Origin of the sequence: Actinosynnema mirum DSM 43827, from assembly GCF_000023245.1 — a bacterium.
GTDB classification, from domain to species: domain Bacteria; phylum Actinomycetota; class Actinomycetes; order Mycobacteriales; family Pseudonocardiaceae; genus Actinosynnema; species Actinosynnema mirum.
The window spans coordinates 1,890,415-1,912,720 of the sequence record NC_013093.1; the positions used below are offsets into that span (position 1 = coordinate 1,890,415).

Genomic DNA, 22,306 nt, shown 5'->3' on the forward strand with positions numbered 1-22,306 from the left:
AGCTGAGCGGGTTGGCGCTGAGCGGGCTGGCGCCGGTTGGGCCGAGCGGCTCGCCCCCCGCACGACTTGGCTGGGTGCCGGGCGGGCCGGCGTCGGTTGGTCGCGCGCTGGGCCGGCCGGCTAGCGTGCCCCGCATGACCGGAACCCCGTCGGGTCGAACCGCGCCCACGGGGAGCACCGCGCCCGGCCCCGCGCGTGACGCAGCCTCCGGCCTCGCACCCGCCCCCGACCCCGCCGCACCCGATCCGGCCGCCTCCGGCCTCGTGCCCGGCACCGCGGCCTTCGGCCTCGCGCCCGGCGGCTCCGCCCCTGATCCCGGTCCGCTGCCCGACCTCCTCGCCCCCGGTCTGTCCGCGCTGCTGTGCGGCATCAACCCCGGTGGGCGGTCCGCCGTCACCGGGCACCACTACGCGGGGCCCGGCAACCGGTTCTGGCGCGTGCTGCACCTCGCCGGGTTCACGCCCCGCCTGCTCGCGCCCTCCGAGCAGGCGCTGCTGCTCGGGTTCGGCATCGGGCTCACGAACCTCGTCGCGCGTCCCACCGCGCGGGCCGCCGAGCTGGGGTCCGCCGAGCTGGTCGCGGGGGCCGGGCGTCTCGCCGGGCTCGTCGAGCGGCACCGGCCCGGTGCGGTCGGGGTCGTCGGGGTGAGCGCCTACCGGGTGGCCTTCCGCCGTCCGCGCGCCGTCGTCGGGCCGCAGGACGTCGAGCTCGCGGGCGCGCCGCTGTGGGTGCTGCCGAACCCGAGCGGCCTCAACGCCGGGTACCGGCTGGACGACCTCGTCGCGATCTTCCGGGACTTCCGCTCAGAGCTTCCGCAACCCGCTGAGCACCCGCTCCATCAGGGCCAGGTCGACCCCGGACGGTGACCCCGTTCCCTCGTGCGTGGTCACCGCGCCTAACTCGATCAAGTCACTGATCAGCACCCTGGCCACGCCCAGTGGCACCGACAGCAGCGCGGACACCTCGGCCACCGACCGGGGCGCGGTGCACAGCTCCACGATCGCGCGCTGCTCCACCCCCGTCGCGAGCAGCGGGCTCACCGTGGAGACCAAAGTCTCCAGGCGCAGGTCGTGCCGGACCGAGGTGCGCCCACCGGTCCGCGCGTACGGCCGCACCAGCGAACCCCCGCCCGCCCCCGGCTCGTCCACCGGGGGAGCCGACCCCGAACCGGACACCGGCAGCGACCCGGTCCACCGCTCCTGCGCCCACCGGTCGCCCGCCGCCCACCGGTCGTCCGGGGACGTCCGGGACAGCGGCACCTCGGGCAAGCCCCAGTCCGACTCGCGGGGCCCCGGTAACTCCTCGGCGGGCGGCACCTCGAACGGCGCGGTGCGCTCCCCCTCCTCGGGGGCGACCACCGCCGCGGCGTCCGTGTCGGGGTCCTCGTCCAGGCTCCGCCGCAGCGAGGCCGGCCCGAACCGCGCCCCGGTGCTCCCCACGCCCCCGCCGCGCAGCGAGCGCCGCCTGCGCTGGGGCGGGGCCGGGTCGTCCTCCGGGACCCCGTCCTCCTCCAGTTCGCGCCGCAGCGCGGCGGACCCGAAGCGGGCCCCCGTGGAGCCCACCTCACCACCGCGCAACGAGCGACGGCGCTTGCGACCGCCCTCCGGACCACGATCCGAGCTGGCTGTGCTCACCTGGTGAAGGTAATCCGAACCACGCACGGCCCGTGACGGCCGCGTTTCGACCTCGTGGATTCCTCGTTACCGACCCGCGCGGGAGGTGGCGCGAGCACGGTGGGGGAGGATGGGTCAATGCGCATCCGCGAAGTGGAGATCGCCGACGACATGATCAGGCTCGGCCAGTTCCTCAAGCTGGCGGGCCTGGCCGAGCACGGCGCCCACGCCAGGGAACTCGTCGAGGAGGGCGAGGTCACGGTCAACGGACGGCCCGAGTCCCGGCGCGGCGCGCAGCTCAAGAACGGCGACGTCGTCGCGGTCGACGGCGAGAAGGCCCGCCTGGTCGCGCGCGCCACCGAGGCCGGCGCCGACCCGGCCGTCGACGCCACCGTCGACACCGACGCCGGCTGACCCGAGCCGCACCCGCCGAACACCGAGCACCGAGCACCGAGCCGCAGCCGGGAGCCCGCCTCCCGGCTCCGGCCGACCCCCACGCGCCCGGTCCGCCCCGGCTCACGCCGCGTCCGTCCCACCCCCGGCCCGCGCCTGCCCCGGCCCGCCCTCCGGCCCGCCCTCCGGCCCGCGCCCGGCCCGCGCCCGGCCCGCGCCCGGCCCGCGCCCGGCCCGCCTCACTCCGGCCCGCGCCCGCCCCGGCTCATACCGCGCCTGGCCCGCCCCCCGGCCCGCGCCCGGCCCGCCCCCATGCCTCGCGCCCGCTTCCCGGTCACACCCCCGCACGCCCCTGCCCACCCGTGCGCCCCCGTGCCCAAACCAAGATCCACACCCCTGGGCACTTCCAGGGGCCGCCCCGCACCCCCTCGAACCGCAACCCCCACATGCCGCCCGCACCCCCTCAAATCCACCACCGAACCCGCATTGCCCCCACCCGGACGCCCCCGCTCCGCCCTCCGCCCTCCCCGCGATAGTGCGGCTTCCCGCGCCCCCGCTGGTCCGCACCGCGAAATGCGGCCCCTGCTCACCAGCCCCCTCGGCCCCCGGAGGTCCGCTGGATCACCCGGAAAGCCCCTTCCCGCTGCTCCACCCGCACCACCCCCGCGCCTCCCGCCGCCCGCCCCCGCGCAATCGCACTGCGCATATGTCCCGTCCCCTCCCGGTAACCGCGCACTCCATTCCGGGTTCCCCCTTGTGAACTGCCTCACGCGCCTTCGGCGGAGTGATCGGCGTGAGATTTGCCCCACGCCCGGGACCGTTGCGCCGAATAGGCGCGTTCGCTCTGTGAATGGGTGACTGCGGGCCGCCACGCGCGCTGGCCGAGTTGCCCCTTCGGGAGCCTTTGTCCGGCATTAACGGAACGTTTCATCCCACCCTTCAAAACTCCCTGTAACGGAACCAGGTCCACCGCCGATGGATGTGCCCGCCCGCGCGCGCGTGTCACGTCCGACCACTGTGGACGGCCTCCCACCTCCACCGGTAAGGGTTTTCCACAGGTCATGATCCGTGACCCGACGTCACCCGCTGACCCTCCTGGGTGGTCGCAGCGCCCCGTGAGGAATCGCACCCGTCGACGCCCTTCACTGTCCGTGTAACGCCCGCGCCCGCCTCAGCGAATGACGGTTTGTCGGGGTGAGAAATCGCCCCGACGCATTTGCCAACACAACGCGCGGGGTCTGTCGGAGATGTCCTGCGAACGTGCAAGTCCGGATCGCCCGAACCGGGGGAGCTACCACGATGAGCGAGCAGGTCCAGCCCACACGACGCAGAGCCGTCGTCGGGGTGGCGCCTACCCACCGCACGAGGAGCGCACGTCGCACCGCCGCCCATCGTGCCCACCCGGCCGCGCGGCAGCAGTCGCCGCAGTCCCCGCCGCAGGCCCAACCGCCGGTGAACCGCTGGGAACCGGCGTACCGGCGCAGCGTCATCGCCGCCGACCTGCTCTGCACCCTCCTGGTGGTCCTGCTGGCCGGCTACCTCATGTCGGTCAACCACGTCACGTTCGGCCCGCTGCACCTCGTCGCCCTCGAAGCGGTCACCGTCGTGGTGGTCGTGGGCTCGCTGTGCGTGAACCGGGTCTGGAGCGCGTCCGTCCTGGGGCAGGGCGCCGAGGAGTTCCGAAGACTGGGCCGCGCGATCGGCTCCGCCGTCGTGGTCATGGGCCTGGGCGCGCTGGCGGTGGGCCTGCCCGGCGGGCGGAGCTGGGTGTTCCTGGTCGGACCGGCGGTCGCGCTGGTCGCCTTCCCGGTCCGCTACGCGCTGCGCCGCCCGCTGCACCGCGCCCGCGGTGAGGGCCGCTGCCTGCTGCCGGTGCTGGCCGCGGGCAACGTCGACACCGTCAAGGACCTGATCGGCCGCACCCGCCGCGCCCCGCACCTGGGCTGGCGCGTCGACGCGATCTGCACCGTCGACGGCCGCGCCGAGATGGGCGTCGAGGTGGACGGCATCCCCGTGGTCGGCCGCTTCGGCGAGCTGGCCGAGCAGGTGCGCCGGGGCGGCTACCGCATCGTCGCGGTCACCCCCGACGCCTACTGGACGCCCAAGCGCCTCCAGCAGCTCGCCTGGGACCTGGAGGGCTCCGGCACCGAGATGGTCGTCGCGCCCGCCCTGATGGACTTCGCCGGACCGCGCCTGCACGTCACCGGCGTGCTCGGGATGCCGCTGCTGCGGGTGTCCGAGCCGGTCTTCACCGGTTTCCGCCGCGTGGTCAAGGCCACCTTCGACCGCCTCGGCTCGGCGGTCCTGCTCACCCTCCTCGCCCCGGTCCTGCTGACCGTGGCCGTCGCGATCATGATCGACAGCCGGGGTCCGGTGCTCTACAGGCAGAGCCGCGTGGGCAAGGACGGCGTTCCCTTCACGATCCTGAAGTTCCGGACGATGGTGACCAATGCCGACGCGCTGCGCTCGCAGCTCCAGTCGGTCAACGAGGGCTCCGGCGTGCTGTTCAAGATGCGCCGCGACCCGAGGGTGACCGGCGTCGGCCGCGTCCTGCGCCGCTACTCGCTGGACGAGCTGCCCCAGCTGCTCAACGTGCTCGGAGGGACCATGTCGCTGGTGGGTCCCCGGCCGCCGCTGCCCGAGGAGAGCGCCAAGTACGGCCCCGACGTGCGGCGCCGACTGCTGGTCAAGCCCGGTCTGACCGGCCTGTGGCAGGTCTCCGGGCGCAGCGACCTGTCGTGGGAGGAGTCCGTGCGGCTCGACCTGCGGTACGTGGAGGACTGGTCGCTCGCGCTGGACGCGCTGATCCTGTGGAAGACCTTCCGCGCCGTCTTCGGCGGTCAGGGGGCCTACTGATGACCGCTGAGGAGAACCGGATGGACCAGCCGATCGGCGTCGCCGTCATCGGCGCCGGCTACTGGGGCCCGAACCTGGTGCGCAACGCCCAGGCGACCCCGGCCATGACGCTGCGCTACCTGTGCGACCTGGACACCGACAAGGCCCACCGGGTCCTCGGCGGCTACTCCACGGTCCGCGTGTCCGGCTCGCTGGAGGAGGTGCTGGCCGACCCCGCCGTCGACGCGGTCGCCATCGCCACCCCGGCCGCCACCCACCTGCCCGTCGCCATGGCCGCCCTGCGCGCGGGCAAGCACGTGCTGGTGGAGAAGCCCCTCGCGGCGAACTACGCGGACGGCCACCGGCTGGTCCGCGAGGCCGAGGAGCGGGGCCTGACCCTCATGCTCGACCACACCTTCTGCTACACCCCGGCCGTGCAGCACCTGCGCCACCTGGTGCGCTCCGGCGAGATCGGCACCGTCCAGTACCTGGACTCGGTGCGGGTCAACCTGGGCCTGGTGCAGCCGGACGTGGACGTGCTGTGGGACCTCGCCCCGCACGACCTGTCGATCTTCGACGCGATCCTGCCCGACGGCGTGCACGTCACCCGCGTGGCCGCGCACGGCTCCGACCCGATCGGCGCCGGTCGCGCCTGCATCGGGCACCTCACCCTGGAGCTGTCCGACGGCGTCCTCGCGCACGTGCACGTCAACTGGCTGTCGCCCACCAAGATCCGCACGATGATCGTCGGCGGCTCGCGCCGCACCGTCGTGTGGGACGACCTGAACATCGTGCAGCGGATCTCCGTGCACGACCGCGGCGCCGACCTCACCCCGGCCGACCTGGGCGAGGCCGAGCGCAGGCAGGCGATCATCTCCTACCGCCGCGGCGAGACCGTCGCGCCCGCGCTGCCCGAGCGCGAGGCCCTGCGCGGCGTCATGGCGGAGTTCGCCGCGTCCATCACCGAGAAGCGCGCTCCCCTGACCGACGGCTGGTCCGGGCTGCGCGTGCTGGCCATCCTTGAGGCGGCCTCGGCGAGTCTCGCCGGGGGCGGGGAGTTCGTGAGGGTCCGGGACGCGCGTCGCCCGGCCGAGTGGGAAGAGGCGGTTGCATGAGCGGGGTGGTCACCCCCAAGCAGGGCATGGACATGACGGTCACGCCGACGGAGATCGACGGCGTGCGCGTGGTCCAGCCCGAGTGGTTCGAGGACGAGCGCGGCTTCTTCTTCGAGTCCTACAGCAAGCGCCGCTGGGAGCAGCACGGGCTGCACCTGGACTTCGTGCAGGACAACCACTCCCGGTCCAGCAGGGGGGTGCTGCGCGGGCTGCACTTCCAGACCGGACTCGCCCCGCAGCACCGGCTGGTGCGCTGCACCGTCGGCGCCATCTGGGACGTGGTGGTCGACATCCGGGTCGGCTCGCCGACCTTCGGCAAGTGGTTCGGGATCGAGCTGTCCGCGACCAACCGCACCCAGCTGCTGATGGGGCCGGGCTTCGCGCACGGCTTCGCGGTGCTGTCCGACGTCGCCGAGGTCCAGTACAAGACCACCGGCTTCCACACCCCCGAGGCCGAGGGCCTGCTGGCCTGGGACGACCCGGACGTGGGCATCCCGTGGCCGATCGAGGACCCGACGCTGTCCGCGAAGGACTCGGCCAACCCGAGCCTCGCCGCCTACCGGGAGAACCCGGCCTTCCACCACGGAGTTGAAGCGTGAACCTGCGTGACGCGCGAGTCCTGATCACCGGCGGCGCCGGCCTCATCGGCTCGACCATCGCCGACCAGCTCGTCGACGAGGGCGTCGCCGAGATCGTCGTGCTGGACAACCTGGTGCGCGGCCGCATGGCCAACCTCGCCACCGCCGACGCCAGCGGCAAGGTCCGCTTCGTCGAGGGCGACATCCGCGACGTGGAGCTGGTCAAGTCCACGATGGACGGTGTGGACCTGCTGTTCCACCAGGCCGCCATCCGGATCACCCAGTGCGCCGAGGAGCCCCGGCTCGCGCACGACGTGCTGGCCACCGGCACGTTCACTGTGCTCGAAGCCGCCGTGGAGAAGAAGGTCACCAAGGTCGTCGCCGCCTCGTCGGCGTCGGTCTACGGCCTGGCCGAGGTCTTCCCCACCGAGGAGGACCACCACCCGTTCGGCAACCGCACCCTCTACGGGGCCGCGAAGGTCTACAACGAGGGCCTGCTGCGCAGCTTCAACGAGATGCACGGCCTGGACTACGTCGGCCTGCGCTACTTCAACGTGTACGGCCCCCGCATGGACGTCTTCGGCGTCTACACCGAGGTGCTGGTGCGCTGGATGGAGCGCATCGCCGAGGGCACGCCGCCGCTGATCCTGGGCGACGGCAGCCAGACCATGGACTTCGTCTACAGCACCGACATCGCGCGGGCCAACGTGCTCGCCGCGAAGAGCGACGCCTCGGACGAGATCTTCAACGTCGCCTCCGGCGTGGAGACCTCGCTCGCGCAGCTCGCCGACGCGCTGCTGGAGGTCATGGGCCGGTCCGACCTGCGCCCCGAGCACGGCCCGGAGCGCAAGGTCAACGCCGTCCCGCGCAGGCTCGCCTCCACGAAGGCCGCCAAGGACCGCATCGGGTTCGAGGCGACCACGTCACTCCACGAAGGACTCACCCGCCTCGTCGCGTGGTGGCAGGACGAACTCCAGGGAGCGCAGCGATGATCCCCATCACCCGCCTGCACGTCGGCCAGGAGGAGGCCGACGCCGCCGCCGAGGCCGTGCGCTCCGGCTGGCTGTCGGTCGGCCCGCGCGCCGGCAAGTTCGAGCAGCAGGTCGCCGAGCAGGTCGGCGCGAAGCACGCGGTCAGCGTGAACAGCGCCACCACCGGCCTGCACCTCGCGCTGGCCGCGCTCGGCATCGGCGAGGGCGACGAGGTCATCTGCCCGTCGTTCACCTTCATCGCCACGCCGAACTCGATCCGCTACACCGGCGCCACGCCGGTGTTCGCCGACATCGACGAGCGCACCTACAACATCGACCCCGCGCACGTCGAGCAGCTGATCACCCCGCGCACCAGGGCGATCATGCCCGCGAGCCAGATCGGGCTGCCCGCCGACCTCAAGGCGCTGCGGGCGATCGCGGACAAGCACGGGCTGTTCCTGGTCGAGGACGCGGCGCCCGCCTACGGCGCCACGATCGACGGCGTGCGGCTGGGCGCGATCAGCGACCTGACCGTGTTCAGCTTCGACGCCCGCAAGATCCTCACCACCGGCGAGGGCGGCGTCGTCACCACCGACAACGACGAGTGGGCGGCCAGGCTGCGGGCGCTGCGCGCGCACGCCGCCTCGGTGTCCACGCTGGCCAGGCACACCTCGACGGCGGTCATCGCCGAGAGCTACGACGAGGTGGGCTTCAACTACAAGATGACCGACATCCAGGCCGCGGTGGGCGTGGTGCAGCTGGGCAAGCTGGACCACGTCGTCAAGACCCGCCGCTCGCTGGCCGCGCGCTACGACGAGCTGCTGAAGGGCAACGACGCCGTCGTGACGCCCTTCGAGCCGGAGGGCTACGGCCACGTCTACCAGTCGTACCTGGTGCGCCTGGTCCGGCACGAGCGCATGGCGGTCATGACCGCCATGGCCGAGCGGGGCGTGGCCACCCGCCGCATCACCGCCTGCCACCTGGAGCCCGTGTACCACGCCGGCGAGCACAACCCGGTGCTGCCGGTCACCGAGAAGGTCGCCGCCGACCACGTCCTGCTGCCGCACTTCGTCGGGCTGACCGACGAGGAGCAGGACGAGGTCGTCGCCGCGCTGTCCGCCGCCACCGCCTAGCGGCCCGGACCGCGCCGGAGGAGTCCGGCGACCGGGGGACCCACCCCGGTCGCCGGCTTTCGACTACCCCCATGTCGTCACTCTGCGTAGTGGATCAGTTTTTCCACCGTGTTGTCATCCAACCGAGATGCATTGGTGCGTAACAAGTTGCAGCTGATAGTCGACTTTTGGAGCAACAAGGTTGCACTACGGGGAGTAGTGACTGCCGCACTACCGTGTGCATTCGAGGAGTTGAGTTGTCGATGGTGGGGTCGATAGCGGGGCGTCTGCTGAGAGGCCTGTTGGCCGTCCTGGTGGTCGCGAGCGGAGTCGTGCCGATCGTCGTGTTCACCGCGGCCACCGCCCAGGCGGCGGGGCCCTGCGACGCGCCGGTCGCCAACAAGATCGTCTGCGAGAACACCAAGCCGGGCGCGACCGACTGGCAGGTCACCTCCAAGGACGACTCGATCCTCGGGTTCACCACCGACATCAGCTACGCGCCGGGCGAGACCGTCGAGTTCAAGATGCTCACCCCGGCGACCTCGTACCGGATCGACCTCTACCGCCTGGGCTACTACGGCGGCGCGGGCGCCCGCCTCATGGGCAGCGCCACCCGCACCACCCCGCAGAACCAGCCCGCCTGCGACCGCGACACCACGCCGATGCCGACCTACCCGACCGGCACCGCGCTGATCGACTGCGGCAACTGGGCCGTCTCCACCACGTGGACCGTCCCGCAGGACGCCGTCTCCGGCATCTACTACGCCCGGATGAGCCGCACCGACGTCCCCGCCGACCAGCCCGCCGTGAACGAGCTGGCGTTCGTCGTCCGCGACGACACCGCCACCGGCAAGGTCATGTTCCAGACCTCGGACTCCACCTGGGTCGCCTACAACCGCTACGGCGGCAACAGCCTCTACTTCGGCGACGGCCCCGGCCAGGGCGGCCAGGCCTACAAGGTCAGCTACAACCGCCCCTACACCGGCGGCGACGGCGACGAGAACTTCATCTTCAACGCCGAGTACCCGATGCTCCGCTTCCTGGAGTCCAACGGCTACGACCTGACCTACACCACGGACGTCGACAGCGCCCGGCGCGGCGAGCTGATCAAGAAGCAGAAGGTCTTCATGGCCGTCGGCCACGACGAGTACTGGTCGAACGAGCAGCGCGCCAACGTCGAGGCCGCCCGCGCGGCAGGCGTGCACCTGGCCTTCCTCACCGGCAACGAGATCTTCTGGAAGACCCGCTGGGAGGCCAGCAAGTTCGGCACGAAGCGGGACTGGCGCACCATCGCCTCCTTCAAGGAGACCAAGGGCACCCAGAACGACGGCCTCCCGGACTGGACCGGCACCTGGCGCGACCCGCGCTTCCCGGAGCAGGACGGCGGCAGGCCCGAGAACTCCCTGCTGGGCAACATCTTCGTCGTCAACGGCCGCCGCGACGACTCGCTCCAGGTCCCCGCGCAGTACGGGAAGATGCGCCTCTGGCGCAACACCGACCTGCAGACCATGGCCGCGGGCAGCACCTACACGTTCCAGCCCGGCACCCTCGGCTACGAGTGGAACGTCGTGCCGGACAACGGCTTCCAGCCCGCGGGCGTCGGCCAGTTCTCCCGCACCACCGTCGCCATGCTCGACGGCCCGTACGTGCTCCAGAACTACGGCGACCACTACACCCCCGACACCGCCACGCACGCCCTGACCTACTACAAGGACCAGAGGAGCGGCGCGCTGGTGTTCGGCGCGGGCACCGTGCAGTGGGCCTGGGGCCTGGACGACGACCACGCCTTCCTCACCAACACGCCCACCTCCGACGTGCGGATGCAGCAGGCCACGGTCAACATCCTGGCCGACATGGGCGTGAAGGCCGCGACCCTGCGGACCGGCCTGACCCAGTCCGACGGCATCACCGACAACCAGGCGCCCACCGCGGCCTTCACCTCGGTGCCCGCCCTCTCCACCGTCGGCGCCGCCTACACCTTCTCCGGCACCGTCGCCGACGCGGCGGGCCAGGTCACCGGCGTCGAGGTCTCCACCGACGGCGGCACCCGCTGGCACCCGGCGAACTGGCTCGCGGGCCAGACCTCCTGGAGCTACACCTACACGCCGACCAAGTCCGGCCCCGCGACCCTGCAGGTCCGCGCGGTCGACGACTCGCTCAACCTCTCCAGCCCCGTCTCCGCCACCCCCGGCGTCGGCGCCCGCACCTGCCCGTGCGGCCTGTGGACCGACGCCGACAAGCCCAAGAACCCGGACAACGCCGACAGCGGCGCCCTGGAGCTGGGCGTCAAGTGGCAGTCGAGCACCGACGGCTACGTGCGCGGCGTGCGCTTCTACAAGGGCCCCAACGACACCGGCACCCACGTCGGCACCCTGTGGACCGCCGACGGCCGCCAGCTGGCCACCGGCACGTTCACCGGCGAGACCGCGAGCGGCTGGCAGACCCTGGCGTTCCCGATCCCGGTGAAGGTCGACAAGAACACCACCTACGTCGTGTCCTACCTGTCGCCCACCGGCCACTTCGCCTCGGACTCCGAGTACTTCAGCTTCTCCTCCCGCTACCTGGAGCCGCTGACCGCGCCGCAGACCGTGCGCCCCAGCGGCGCGCCCGGCGACCTCGGCAACGCCAACGGCGTCTTCCGCGGCGGCGCGGGCTTCCCGAACCGCAGCTCGCTCGACACCAACTACTGGGTCGACGTGGTGTGGGCGCCGGACCCCGGCCCCGACACCCGCGCGCCCGAGCTGGTCTCCACCAGCCCCGTCTCGTCCTCGGCCAGCGTCGGCCTCACCCCGACCCTGTCCGCCGCCTACGACGAGGGCCTCAACCCGGCCTCGACCCAGTTCACCCTGACCGGCCCCGACGGGCAGGTCGCGGGCGCGACCTCGGTCACCGGCGACGGCAGGACCGCCCAGTTCACGCCGGCCGCCGAGCTGCGCACCGGCACCACCTACACCGCCTCCGTGCGGGTCAAGGACGCCGCGGGCAACCAGACGCCCGAGCACACCTGGACCTTCACCACCGGCTCGCACCGCCCCGCCGCCTGCCCGTGCACCGTGTGGGACGACTTCGCCTCGCCCGAGACGCAGAGCGCCGACGACGCCACCCCCGTGGAGCTGGGCACGAAGGTCCGCTTCAACGGCAAGGGCGAGGTGCTGGGCGTCCGCTTCTTCAAGGGCGCGAACAACACCGGCACCCACACCGGCTCCCTGTGGGACGCCACCGGCAAGCTCCTGGCCACCGGCGTCTTCACCGGCGAGAGCACCTCGGGCTGGCAGACCCTGACCTTCGCCTCCCCGGTGGTCGTGCAGGCCAACACCACCTACGTGGTGTCGTACTACGCGCCCAAGGGCCACTACGCGGTCACGCCCGGCTACTTCAACGGCCAGACCGCGGCCTACGGCGCCCTGCGCGCCCTCGCCGCAGGCGTCGACGGCCCCAACGGCGTCTTCCGCTACGGCACCGGCGGCGGCTTCCCGAACGCCAGCCACAACTCCGCCAACTACTGGGTCGACGTGGTCTTCCGCAACGGCCTCAACGGCGACACCACCCCGCCGACCCTGGACTCCCGCACGCCCGCGCCGAACGCCACCGACGTGGCGCTCACCGCGCCGCTCGCGCTGACCTTCAACGAGCCGGTCGACCCGGCCTCCGCGCAGGTCTGGCTCAGCGACCCCGGCGGCGCGAAGCTGCACGGCGAGGTGTCCCTGTCCGGCGACCAGAAGACCCTCACCTGGACGCCGACCGGCAAGCTCCAGCCGAACACCCGCTACGGCGTCAGCGCGCTGATCGCCGACGCGAACGGCAACGCCATGGCCGCGCCCGCCGAGTGGTCGTTCACCACCACCCGCACCGCGGCCTGCCCGTGCTCGCTGTTCAGCGCGGCCACCGTCCCGTCGACCACCTCGGCCGACGACGGCGGCAGCTACGAGCTCGGCGTCCGGTTCACCCCGACGCAGAGCGGCCAGATCACCGGCGTGCGGTTCTACAAGGGCGCGGGCAACACCGGCACCCACACCGGCTCCCTGTGGACCTCCACCGGGTCCCGCATGGCCACCGGCACGTTCGTCAACGAGACCGCCACCGGCTGGCAGACCCTGGTGTTCACCAACCCGGTGACCGTCGCGCCCGGCCTGACCTACGTCGCCTCGTACACCGCCCCCAACGGGCACTACGCGATCGACCAGGGCTACTTCCAGGCCACCGGCGTCGACGCGCCGCCGCTCACCGCGCCCCGCACCGGGGACGGCAGCCCGAACGGCGTGTTCCAGCCGGGCGGCGGCTTCCCGACCGTGTCCTACCAGGGCAACAACTACTGGGTGGACGTCGTCTACACGCCGAGCAGCGACACCACCCCGCCCGTCGCCACCGGCAACACGCCGCTGGCGGGCGCGACCGGCGTCGACCTGCGCCCGACCGTGACGGCGAGCTTCGACGAGCCCGTCGAGGCCAACAACACCCAGTTCGCGGTCACCGACGGCGGCGGCGCCAGGATCGACGGGACGATCACCCTGTCCGGGGACCGGCGCACCGTCAGCTGGACGCCGAAGGCCGACCTCACCCCGACGACCAGGCACGTCGTCACCGCGCGCGCGGCCGACGACGGTGGCAACATCATGGCCGAACCGCTCACCTGGTCGTTCACCACGTCCGCCGACCAGACCTGCCCGTGCTCGCTGTTCAGCGCGGCCACCGTCCCGTCGACCACCTCGGCCGACGACGGCGGCAGCTACGAGCTCGGCGTGCGGTTCACCCCGAAGGCCGACGGGAAGGTCACCGGCGTGCGGTTCTACAAGGGCGCGGGCAACACCGGCACCCACACCGGCACGGTGTGGAGCACCGACGGGACCTCGCTCAAGACCGGCACGTTCACCGACGAGACCGCCACCGGCTGGCAGACGCTCACCTTCGCCGAGCCGCTCCAGGTGACCGCGGGGACGACGTACATCGCCTCCTACAGCGCCCCCAACGGGCACTTCGCGATCAACCAGGGCTACTTCGGCGGCTACGCCGTGGACACGCCGAAGCTGTCCTCGCCCGCCACGGACGAGCTCAGCCGCAACGGCCTCTTCCAGCCGGGCGGCGGGTTCCCGACGAACAGCTACCAGGGCAACAACTACTGGGTGGACGTGGTCTACACGACCGCCTGAGGAAGAGGGGCCGCATGACGCCGCGACCGCTGCTGCTGGTCGGGGGAGGGGGGTTGGCGCGCGAGGTGCTCGCCGCCGCCCGCCTCGCACCGGGGGAGTGGGCACCGCTCGGCGCGCTCGACGACGATCCGACCAAGCACGGGCAGGCCCTCGACGGCCTGCCCGTGCTGGGCGGTTCCGAGCTCGTGCACGAGCACCCCGATGCCGCCGTCGTGGTGTGCGTCGCCAGCGCCCGCCGCCCGCTCGGGCGGCTCGCGCTGGCCGGGAAGCTCGGCTTGGGGCAGGACCGGTACGGCACGATCACGCACCCCGGCGCGCACGTCGCGCCGGGGTGCGTGATCGGTCCGGGGACGGTCCTGCTCGCAGGCGTCGTGGTGACCACCCCGCTGCGCCTGGGCGCGCACGTGGTCGCCATGCCGCACGTGATCATCACCCACGACGACGAGATCGGCGACGGGGTCACCTTCGCCGGCGGCGCGTCGCTGGGTGGGGCGGTCCGCGTCGGGGAGAGCGCCTACCTGGGACAGCGCGCAGCCGTCCGGGAGGGCCTCGCGATCGGCGCGGGCGCAGTCGTGGGCATGGGAGCGGTCGTGCTGGCCGACGTGCCCGCGGGCGAGGTCTGGGCGGGCGTCCCGGCCAGGCGAATCCTTCGAGAGGGGAACCGCACGTGATCGACATCCCGCTGGTGGACCTGCGCGCTCAGCACGCCCAGGTCGCCGACGAGGTCGCCGAGGGGTGGGCCGCGGTGCTGGAGCGCACCGCGTTCATCGGCGGACCGCAGGTGGCGGCGTTCGAGTCCGAGTTCGCCGACTACCAGGGCGTCGCGCACTGCGTCGGCGTCGCCAACGGCACCGACGCCATCGAGCTGGCGTTGCGCGCGCTCGGCGTGGGCCACGGCGACGAGTGCGTCCTGCCCGCCAACACCTTCATCGCGACCGCCGAGGCCGTGGCCCGCGCGGGCGCGACCCCCGTGCTGGTCGACTGCGTGGCCGGGACCGGCCTGATCGACCCGGAGAAGATCCCGGCCGCGCTGACCGACCGCACCAGGGCCGTCCTGCCCGTGCACCTCTACGGCCAGGCCGCCCCGGTGGAGCTGGTCAGGGCCGCCGCGCCCGGCGTCCCGGTCGTGGAGGACGCCGCGCAGGCCCAGGGCGCGTCCCGCTTCGGCGTCCCCGTGGGCGGGCTGGGCGAGATCGCCGCGACCAGCTTCTACCCCGGCAAGAACCTCGGCGCCTACGGCGACGGCGGCGCGGTCCTGACCTCGTCCGCCGAGCTGGCCGAGGCGGTCCGGCTGCTGCGCGAGCACGGCTCCCCGCGCAAGTACGAGCACCCGGCGCTGGGCTTCAACAGCAGGCTGGACACCCTGCAGGCGGTGGTGCTGTCCGCGAAGCTGCGCAGGCTGGAGGGCTGGAACGAGGCCCGCCGCGCCGCAGCCGCCCGGTACGCCGAGCTCCTGGCCGACCTGCCGGACGTGCTGGCGCCGGAGGTGCTGGAGGGCAACACCCCGGTGTGGCACCTGTACGTGGTCCGGGTCCCGAACCGCGACCGCGTGCTGGCCGCGCTGCACGAGGCCGGTGTCGGCGCGGGCATCCACTACCCGACCCCGGTCCACCTGACCGGAGCCTTCGCCTCGCTCGGGCACGGGGCGGGGGACTTCCCGGTGAGCGAGTCGGTGGCCGCCGGCATCCTCTCCCTGCCGCTGTTCCCGGAGATCACCGAGGAGCAGCAGCACCGCGTGGTGGCCGCGCTGAAGGCCGCCCTGTGAGCGGGGTGCGGGTGCACCCGAACGGGCTGTGCGAGAGCGAGGACGTCGGCGACGGCACCCGCGTGTGGGCGTTCGCGCACGTGCTGCCCGGAGCCAGGATCGGGCGCGACTGCAACATCTGCGACGGGGCGTTCGTGGAGGGCAGCGCGGTGCTGGGGGACCGGGTGACGGTCAAGAACGGGACGCTGGTCTTCGACGGGGTGACCTGCGAGGACGAGGTCTTCCTCGGGCCCAACGTGCTGTTCACGAACGACCTGCGACCCAGGGCCGCGATCAAGCGGACCGGGGAGGCGCTGCTGACCACCCTGGTGCGCCGCGGGGCGACGCTGGGGGCGGGCACGGTGGTGGTGTGCGGCGTGGAGATCGGGTCGCACGCCTTCGCGGCGGCGGGGTCGGTCGTGACCGGGGACGTCCCGGCGCACGCGTTCGTGGCGGGCAACCCGGCCAGGGTGAAGGGGTGGGTGTGCGAGTGCGGGCAGCGCCTGTCCGAGGCGCTGACCTGCCCGGACTGCGCGAAGTCGTACCGGGAGGATGGTGGCGGTGGTGCTGGCGGCGGTGGTGCCGGTGGCGGTGGCGTCGGCGGGTTGACGCGGGCGTCCTGATCGGCTGAGCGTGGTGCTCCCCTGATCGCGGTGCTCTCGGCAGGCCGGGCCTGGCCGACCGAGACCCCGCGGAGCCGCCGGTCGCGCCGGGGAGACCTCCCCGGCGCGGTCGGCGGTCACCCGCCGAAGATCATCCGTCGGCGGCGTCCGCTTCCTCTGGCTTGGTGGACCTGCCCCGCAGACGGGGCGCGGTCTTCAGCTTGCCCCCCAGCCGCCCGCGTCCCGGCGCGGGCGCCCAGCCGCGCTCGGCGGCCTCGGCCTGGGCGATCCGCAGCGCCGCGCCGCTCAGCCCCAGCATCACGAACACCATCCCGGTGGCGATGCTGAACGCCAGCAGGTCGAACGTCACCGACGCGATCCCGCCGACCAGCACCGCCGACAGCAGGCAGGCGGCCATGCCCCGCACGTTCTCGTCCGAGCTCAGCAGCCGCGTCCGCAGCACCGCGTAGCACGCCGCCAGGAACATTCCGACCAGCGCGAACAGCCCCAGGTAGCCGTTCTCGATCATCGTCAGCAGGAACTGGTTGTCCAGGATCGGGTTCTTGGTCGGCAGGAACGTCCCGAACCCCCGGCCCAGCAGCGGGTGCAGCGCGATCTGCTCGTTCGCCGCCTCGTAGTCCGAGGTCCTGGCCTTCACGCTCGGGTCGTCGCTGATGTTCGAGAACATGCCGCGCAACGTGCCGAACAGGCCCGGCACCACCAGGCTCGCCCCGAGGAAGAACCCGCCGCCGACCAGCACCACGGTCAGCTTCCGCCGCTTGGGCATGGTCGCCACCATGACCACCCCGGCGACGGTCATGCCCAGGATCGCGGTCCGCGACAGCGCGGTCATCGCCCCGAGGCCGACCAGGGCCAGGCACACCAGCCAGCGCACGTACGGCTTGCCCTCGTCGCGGGACTGGAACACGTAGTGCGCCCCGATCCCCACGGACATGGCGCACACCAGCCCGTACTCGATGGGGTGGTTCGTGGTCCCGGTGGGCCGCCGGAAGATCGACCGGGTCTCCATGGCGGCGTACACGTTCTCCTGCGCCCGCAGACCGGGGATGGAGACGTACCCGGCCAGGTCGATCCCCAGCCCGAACTGCACCAGGCCCACGAACGCGATCCCGGCCGTGCACACCAGGATCAGCTTCATCACCCGGTCGAGCCGCTCCCGCGTGCGGACGGCGTCGCAGGCGAAGATCGCGACGCTGGCCGTGGCCACGATCCGGACCATGCCGCTGTCCGCCACGGTCAGCTCGTCGATCGGCAGGAAGCGGCGCGTCGCCACGGCGTACGTGCACAGGTGCAGCGTCAGGTAGATCGCCACGGCGGTGCGCAGGGCGTTGCGGCCCTTGCCCATGTTCAGCGTGTCGACCATCTGCGCGGACAGCCACAGCACGCCCAGCACCAGAGCCACGACCAGCGCGGGCGGCAGCGTCATCGGCACGAACGACAGCACCAGGCGCGCCGGGATGGCCAGCAGCGCGAGCAGGTACAGGCAGACGAGGGTCGCCCCGTCGGCCCGCTGCCTGATCCGCTCCACTACCGGTTTTCTTCGGGACCGGGCCAACCCTGGTGGACGGGGTTGTGCGTGGCCGAGATGCGCAGGGTCCGCTCGCTGGCGGTGGTGGGTTGGACCTTCACCGTCAGGTCGTCGGAGGGCGCCCGTCCGGGGCGGGGGGCGAGCTGCGGGCCGGGGATGCCGCCGGGGCGTTGTGGGCCCCGGTCCTCCGGGTCCTCGTGCCCGTGCTCGGGCTCGTCCTGCGGCCACGCCGCGTCGTCGTACCCCTGGGCGCGCTCCCGCTCAGCCCGCTTGGGCAGCCGGCCGCCCCGAGTGGACAGTCCCTGCTGCGCCTGGTCGTCCCGCTCGCGGCGGCCCTCCGAGCGGCCACCCCCGTGGCGAGCACCCCCGTGGCGAGCACCCGCACCACCGGGCTCCTCCGCGCCGTCCGCTTCGGGGTCCCGGTCGGGGTCCCGGTCAAGGTCCCGCTCGCCGTCGTCCCCCTCGGTCGGGTTCCCGCCTGCCGCGCTCGCCGCGTCCCGCCGCCGCTGCCGGTGGTTCAGCACGCTCTCCGCGCCGAACGTGGCCGCCGTGGTCAGCAGCATCATCACGACGAGCGCCGCGCCCGCGTAGCGCACCTTCCCGCCGATCTGCGCCTCCGCCTTGGTCGGCGTGACGATGACCTGCGAGGTGATGAACGTGGACGTGGGCGCGTTCAGCTGCCGCTGCTGCTCCTCCAGCTGCGTGGAGGCGAACCCCAGCACCGTCGACACCATCGCCTCGGCGGTCTCCGGGGTGTCGCCGTCCCCGGTCACGAACAGGAACGGGCCGTTCTGCCCACCGCCGGTGGCGGTGAAGTTCTCCTTCGACGACGCCGTGACGCCCAGCGACTCGCGGGTCTTCGGGTCGGTCAGGATCTGCGCCAGGATCTGCGAGGTGGTGGCGAGGCTGCCGTCGAACGCCAGCAGCGGGTTGATCCTCACCGCGTCCTGCGGGCTGACCTTCTCGGAGAAGGTGCCGCCCGCCGCCGGTGTCGTCAGCACCATCACGCCCGAGGACTGGTACCTCGTCGGGATCGACAGGAACACCGCGGCGGCGATCGCCACCGCGACCACCGCGGACGGCACGGCGATGTACCACCGCCGCCGCAGGACACGCAACGCGCCCCAGAAGTCCATCCGCTCCCCGATCCGCGCTTCACCCAGGGTAGGGGTCCACTGAGTCTTGTTACTCTGGGAATCGGCCGCTTCGGCCCGTGTCGTTACAGGTGGTGATGGATGTGGGCTGGCGACGCGTCCTGCTGGCCGTGGCCGCCATTCTACTGGTCGTCGGTGCAGGCGCGGCTTATGTCGTGGGCGTGGTGGAGGACTCCTCTCCGCAGGTCCAGGCCGGTTCGGCTGAGCCGGACCTGATGTTCGTGGAGCTCGCGGACGGCCGCAGCCGGGTCCAGGAGACCAGCCTCGCCGATCCGTCCGGTCGCAACGACACGGACCTCCAGTGCCAGCGGGTTTACCGCTCCAGCGGGACCACGGTGTGCCTGAGGCTGGCGGGGCCGAACGTCTACGCGGCCGAGGTCAGCCGTGGTGGGAAGGTGCTCGCGACCGTTCCGCTGCCCGGCGTCCCGAGCCGCGCGAAGGTCTCCAAGTCGGGCAACGTGGTGTCGTGGACCTCGTTCGTGACCGGTGACTCGTACCTCGTTCCGGGCGGGTTTTCCACTCGTACGGGCTATTACGACGTCCGCACGGGGAAGTCGGTGGACTCGCTGGAGCACTTCACCGCCGAGGTCGAGGGCGCCGTGCTGACCGCGCAGGACGCGAACTACTGGGGGCTCACGGTCGCGGACGACGACAACACCTTCTACGCCACGCTCGCGTCGGGCGGGTACACCTGGCTGGTGAAGGGCGACCTGGCGGCGGAGCGGGTGGTGTCGCAGCGCAGGGACGCGGAGTGCCCGTCGATCTCGCCGGACGGCACGAAGGTGGCCTACAAGAAGCGCATCGGCAGGCTGGGGCCGTGGGACCTGGCCGTGCTGGATCTGGCGAGCGGGGAGGAGCTGAGGCTGCCGGGGACCGCCGGGGTGGACGACCAGGCGACGTGGTTGGACGGCGGCAGGGTGGCGTTCGCGGCGGTGCCGAAGGACGCGAAGCTGGCGGCGATCCACGTGGTCCCGGTGGACGGGTCGCGGGACGCGGAGATCCTGGTGCGCGACGCGACCTCGCCGTCGCCGATCTAGGTGCAATACCAGTGACTTAGAGTGGTTTGGGCTGCTTGTTGACGGAGACGGTGCGGTAGTGCGGTGCGATCCGAAGTGCCTCGGCGGAGTCCCCGGTTGGTTGTGGCCGGGTCAGGTGCTCGGTGCGTTTGAGCTTGTAGTTGGACATCTTGCGTTTGACCACGCGGGGGTTGCTGCGTCGTCGCCGTTCCGGCAGGAGGCGGGCCAGGATCTCGCGGACCCCGTCGAGCAGGGCCCAGGCTAATCGGTCAGGGGGAAAAAGCGGCCTGGGCGGCGGTCTGGCGGCGGGCCAGGCGCAGGGTGCGGATGAACGAGAGCCGGTCGGGATCCAGGCCCGCATCGGTGGCGGCGGTGTGCATCAGCGACCGGATCGCGTGGTGCACCAGCAGATGCGCCCAGACCTCCTGCTCGACCCCGTCGGGCGAGCGGGACCGCAGCACCTGTCCGGGGCCGCGTTGGTGGGTCTTGAGTTCGTCCAGCGCGGTCTCGATCTCCCAGCGTTGGCAGTACAACGCCGCCAACTCGCGTGCAGGAGCTTTGCGGTGGTCCAGGATCGTGGTGATCAACCGATACGGCGCATCGTGTTCGGGGCGTGCCGGGTCGTCCAGTGTGTACTCGACCACCCGCACCGTCACCGGGTCCTTGCGGCGGTAGTGGTCGTCGGTGGCCACGATCTCCGACAGATACGAACCGTCGGGCAGCTCCTCGCGCACCGGCAGCACGACGTTCGCGCGCACCCGCCACAACAGATCGGCTCCGTTGGCGCGGGCGGCCCGCCACAACGGCAGTCCGGCGAACCCGCGGTCGGCGATCAGCAGCTCGCCCTCGCCCAGGCCGGGGAACAGGTCCCGGGCGAGGGTGGCCTCGGCCTTGGTGATCGGGCCCAGGGTGGCCGCGACAATCGCATGCGTGCCGCACTCGGCCACCGCCACCGCCCGCACCTGCGGAAACGCCGCCCGATCACCCCGCGCCGCCGCCCGTCCACTGCCCGGCCGGCCGAACCGCTCGACGTTCTCCGGCGTGTCCGGTGCGTCGAAGGTCGTGCCGTCGACCGCCAGCACCCGCCAGGTCCGATACCACGAACCACGCGTGGTCGGCTCCGCCAACGGCCGCGCGACCTGCTCGAACAACGCCTTCAGCGGCGCCGCGCCAAGCTTCACCCGAGCCCGGGAAATCGCCGCCGTCGTGGGCACCCGCCAAGGCTTCGACCATCGCGCCGCCCACGACAACCCCTCCGTCAACAACCGGGCCACCTCTTCATAACCCTGACCGGAGAACAGGCACATCGCCAACACGAAGTACACCACCACCCTCGGCGGCAACAACCGATCACGCTGCCCTTCCCGACCGGTCTCGGCGATCACCCGATCCACCAACTCCGGCGGAAACGACCTGGTCAACAACCCGATCGCGATCCGATCCGACAACCGCGCATCCGTCTCCGGCTTGACCTGCCCAGGCCGTGGCATCCAGGACCTCCAGGACCCACAACCTACCCGATCGACGCTTAAGTCACCGGTATTGGATCTAGGTGGTGTTTTGTTCCGGGGGTGGTTTTCCCGGACAGGTGGTTTTCCCGGATATCGGAACGATGGGGCTGGTGTTCCTCCTCGGTGTTCTCCCTCGGTGTTCCTCCGGGTGGTGGTTCTTCCGTTCGGCGCGGCGATGGGCATGGGGTACGAGACCGCCAAGCTGTTCGCCGAGGCGGGCGCGAAGGTCGTCGAGGCGGGTGGCGAGGCGCGCTTCGTCGAGGTCGACGTCTCCAGCAGCGAGCAGGTGCAGGGCATGGTCGCTGCGACCGTGGCCGCTTACGGCAGGCTGGACGTCGCGGTGTGCATGAAGTACGAGATCCGCCGGCTCCTGGAGCAGGGGGGCGGTGGGTCGATCGTGAACATCTCGTCGGTGAGCGGGTTCCGGCCGCAGCCGAACAACATCGCTTATGTGGCGGCGAAGCACGGTGTGGTCGGGATGACCAAGGTGGCGGCGCTGGCGGAGACCGGGCAGACGGCGGAGGAGTTCGCGCCGCAGTTGAGCCTGCTGGGGCGGTTCGGGCAGGGGCGGGAGATCGCGCAGGCCGGCTTGTGGCTGGCCAGTGACGCGTCCTCGTACCTGACGGGGACGACGATTCACGCGGATGCCGGGTACACGGCTCGGTGACGGTCTCGGTGGAGCGCTTCGGCTTCCGCCTCGGCGGTGACGCGTGAGTCGAGTGCGGTGAACGGGGTGATGGTGAGTCGCAGGGCTTTTCCGGTGGTGAGGGCTTGGTTTGCGGGCTTTGAGAGCTGAAGAGCAAAGGCTGAAGAGCAAAGGCTGAAGAGCAAAGGCTGAAGAGCAAAGGCTGAAGAGCTACAAGCACGCCTCGCCGGCGGGGCAGACCTCCAAAAAAGAGGGGGACGAGCCCTGTCGGCCGGTGACCGTTCCGCTGCTGGTCTCGTTTACCACTGCGGTGGGCGGGG

General features: G+C 72.0%; 17 protein-coding genes. 13 read left to right on the forward strand and 4 right to left on the reverse strand.

The window, feature by feature from the left end; all coding sequences use genetic code 11:
- Window positions 1-263: 263 nt before the first annotated feature.
- On the forward strand, window positions 264-866 hold the full coding sequence (gene mug / locus AMIR_RS08675; protein WP_015800564.1) for a G/U mismatch-specific DNA glycosylase: 603 nt from the start codon (window positions 264-266) through the stop codon (window positions 864-866).
- On the opposite strand, the gene AMIR_RS35420 is transcribed toward mug, so the two are convergent.
- Window positions 804-1,634, reverse strand: coding sequence for a DUF742 domain-containing protein (locus AMIR_RS35420; protein ID WP_162945214.1), 831 nt, complete (start codon window positions 1,632-1,634; stop codon window positions 804-806). The genes mug and AMIR_RS35420 overlap by 63 nt on opposite strands.
- Before the next feature lie 117 nt (window positions 1,635-1,751).
- Here AMIR_RS35420 and AMIR_RS08685 point away from each other — a divergent pair, with 117 nt between their 5' ends.
- The 10 genes from AMIR_RS08685 to AMIR_RS42640 all read left to right on the forward strand — a co-directional run bounded on the left by AMIR_RS08685 (window position 1,752) and on the right by AMIR_RS42640 (window position 16,131).
- The gene (locus AMIR_RS08685) at window positions 1,752-2,027 is read left to right on the forward strand and encodes an RNA-binding S4 domain-containing protein (RefSeq protein WP_015800566.1); all 276 of its coding nucleotides are present in this window, start codon (window positions 1,752-1,754) and stop codon (window positions 2,025-2,027) included.
- Window positions 2,028-3,305: 1,278 nt separating this feature from the next.
- Window positions 3,306-4,862 (forward strand): sugar transferase, encoded by a 1,557-nt coding sequence (locus AMIR_RS08690; RefSeq protein ID WP_084798828.1) that lies wholly within the window; start codon window positions 3,306-3,308, stop codon window positions 4,860-4,862.
- Window positions 4,863-4,882: 20 nt separating this feature from the next.
- Window positions 4,883-5,956, forward strand: a complete 1,074-nt coding sequence (locus tag AMIR_RS08695; protein ID WP_205590411.1) for a Gfo/Idh/MocA family protein — start codon at window positions 4,883-4,885, stop codon at window positions 5,954-5,956.
- A complete protein-coding gene (gene rfbC / locus AMIR_RS08700) occupies window positions 5,953-6,555 on the forward strand; it encodes a dTDP-4-dehydrorhamnose 3,5-epimerase (RefSeq protein WP_015800569.1) in 603 nt (200 codons plus the stop codon). Before AMIR_RS08695 ends, rfbC begins: the two co-directional genes overlap by 4 nt.
- Complete coding sequence (locus tag AMIR_RS08705) at window positions 6,552-7,526, forward strand: SDR family NAD(P)-dependent oxidoreductase (RefSeq protein WP_015800570.1); 975 nt, start codon at window positions 6,552-6,554, stop codon at window positions 7,524-7,526. The genes rfbC and AMIR_RS08705 overlap by 4 nt, the downstream gene beginning before the upstream one ends.
- A complete protein-coding gene (locus tag AMIR_RS08710) occupies window positions 7,523-8,638 on the forward strand; it encodes a DegT/DnrJ/EryC1/StrS family aminotransferase (RefSeq protein ID WP_015800571.1) in 1,116 nt (371 codons plus the stop codon). Before AMIR_RS08705 ends, AMIR_RS08710 begins: the two co-directional genes overlap by 4 nt.
- Window positions 8,639-8,919: 281 nt before the next feature.
- Window positions 8,920-13,764 (forward strand): DUF4082 domain-containing protein, encoded by a 4,845-nt coding sequence (locus tag AMIR_RS08715; RefSeq protein ID WP_245554595.1) that lies wholly within the window; start codon window positions 8,920-8,922, stop codon window positions 13,762-13,764.
- Window positions 13,765-13,778: 14 nt separating this feature from the next.
- On the forward strand, window positions 13,779-14,435 hold the full coding sequence (locus AMIR_RS08720) for a NeuD/PglB/VioB family sugar acetyltransferase (protein ID WP_015800573.1): 657 nt from the start codon (window positions 13,779-13,781) through the stop codon (window positions 14,433-14,435).
- Entirely contained in the window at window positions 14,432-15,529 is a 1,098-nt protein-coding gene (locus tag AMIR_RS08725; protein ID WP_015800574.1) for a DegT/DnrJ/EryC1/StrS family aminotransferase, read from the forward strand. Before AMIR_RS08720 ends, AMIR_RS08725 begins: the two co-directional genes overlap by 4 nt.
- Entirely contained in the window at window positions 15,526-16,131 is a 606-nt protein-coding gene (locus tag AMIR_RS42640) for an acyltransferase (protein ID WP_015800575.1), read from the forward strand. The genes AMIR_RS08725 and AMIR_RS42640 overlap by 4 nt, the downstream gene beginning before the upstream one ends.
- 130 nt (window positions 16,132-16,261) lie before the next feature.
- Here the strand turns inward: AMIR_RS42640 and AMIR_RS08735 are convergent, their stop codons facing one another.
- Together AMIR_RS08735 and AMIR_RS08740 are read right to left on the reverse strand one after the other, a co-directional pair.
- Complete coding sequence (locus tag AMIR_RS08735; RefSeq protein ID WP_015800576.1) at window positions 16,262-17,659, reverse strand: O-antigen ligase family protein; 1,398 nt, start codon at window positions 17,657-17,659, stop codon at window positions 16,262-16,264.
- Window positions 17,659-18,795: a hypothetical protein gene (locus tag AMIR_RS08740; RefSeq protein ID WP_015800577.1), complete on the reverse strand. Its 1,137-nt coding sequence runs from the start codon at window positions 18,793-18,795 to the stop codon at window positions 17,659-17,661. The genes AMIR_RS08735 and AMIR_RS08740 overlap by 1 nt, the downstream gene beginning before the upstream one ends.
- Window positions 18,796-18,890: 95 nt before the next feature.
- On the opposite strand from AMIR_RS08740, the gene AMIR_RS08745 reads away from it, so the two are divergent.
- Window positions 18,891-19,850 (forward strand): TolB family protein, encoded by a 960-nt coding sequence (locus tag AMIR_RS08745; protein ID WP_015800578.1) that lies wholly within the window; start codon window positions 18,891-18,893, stop codon window positions 19,848-19,850.
- 248 nt (window positions 19,851-20,098) lie between these two features.
- On the opposite strand, the gene AMIR_RS08750 is transcribed toward AMIR_RS08745, so the two are convergent.
- Window positions 20,099-21,319: an IS4 family transposase gene (locus AMIR_RS08750; RefSeq protein WP_015800580.1), complete on the reverse strand. Its 1,221-nt coding sequence runs from the start codon at window positions 21,317-21,319 to the stop codon at window positions 20,099-20,101.
- A 172-nt stretch (window positions 21,320-21,491) separates the two neighbouring features.
- Between AMIR_RS08750 and AMIR_RS08755 the strand changes: the two genes are divergently transcribed.
- On the forward strand, window positions 21,492-22,007 hold the full coding sequence (locus AMIR_RS08755; protein WP_245554596.1) for an SDR family NAD(P)-dependent oxidoreductase: 516 nt from the start codon (window positions 21,492-21,494) through the stop codon (window positions 22,005-22,007).
- Window positions 22,008-22,306: the final 299 nt, after the last annotated feature.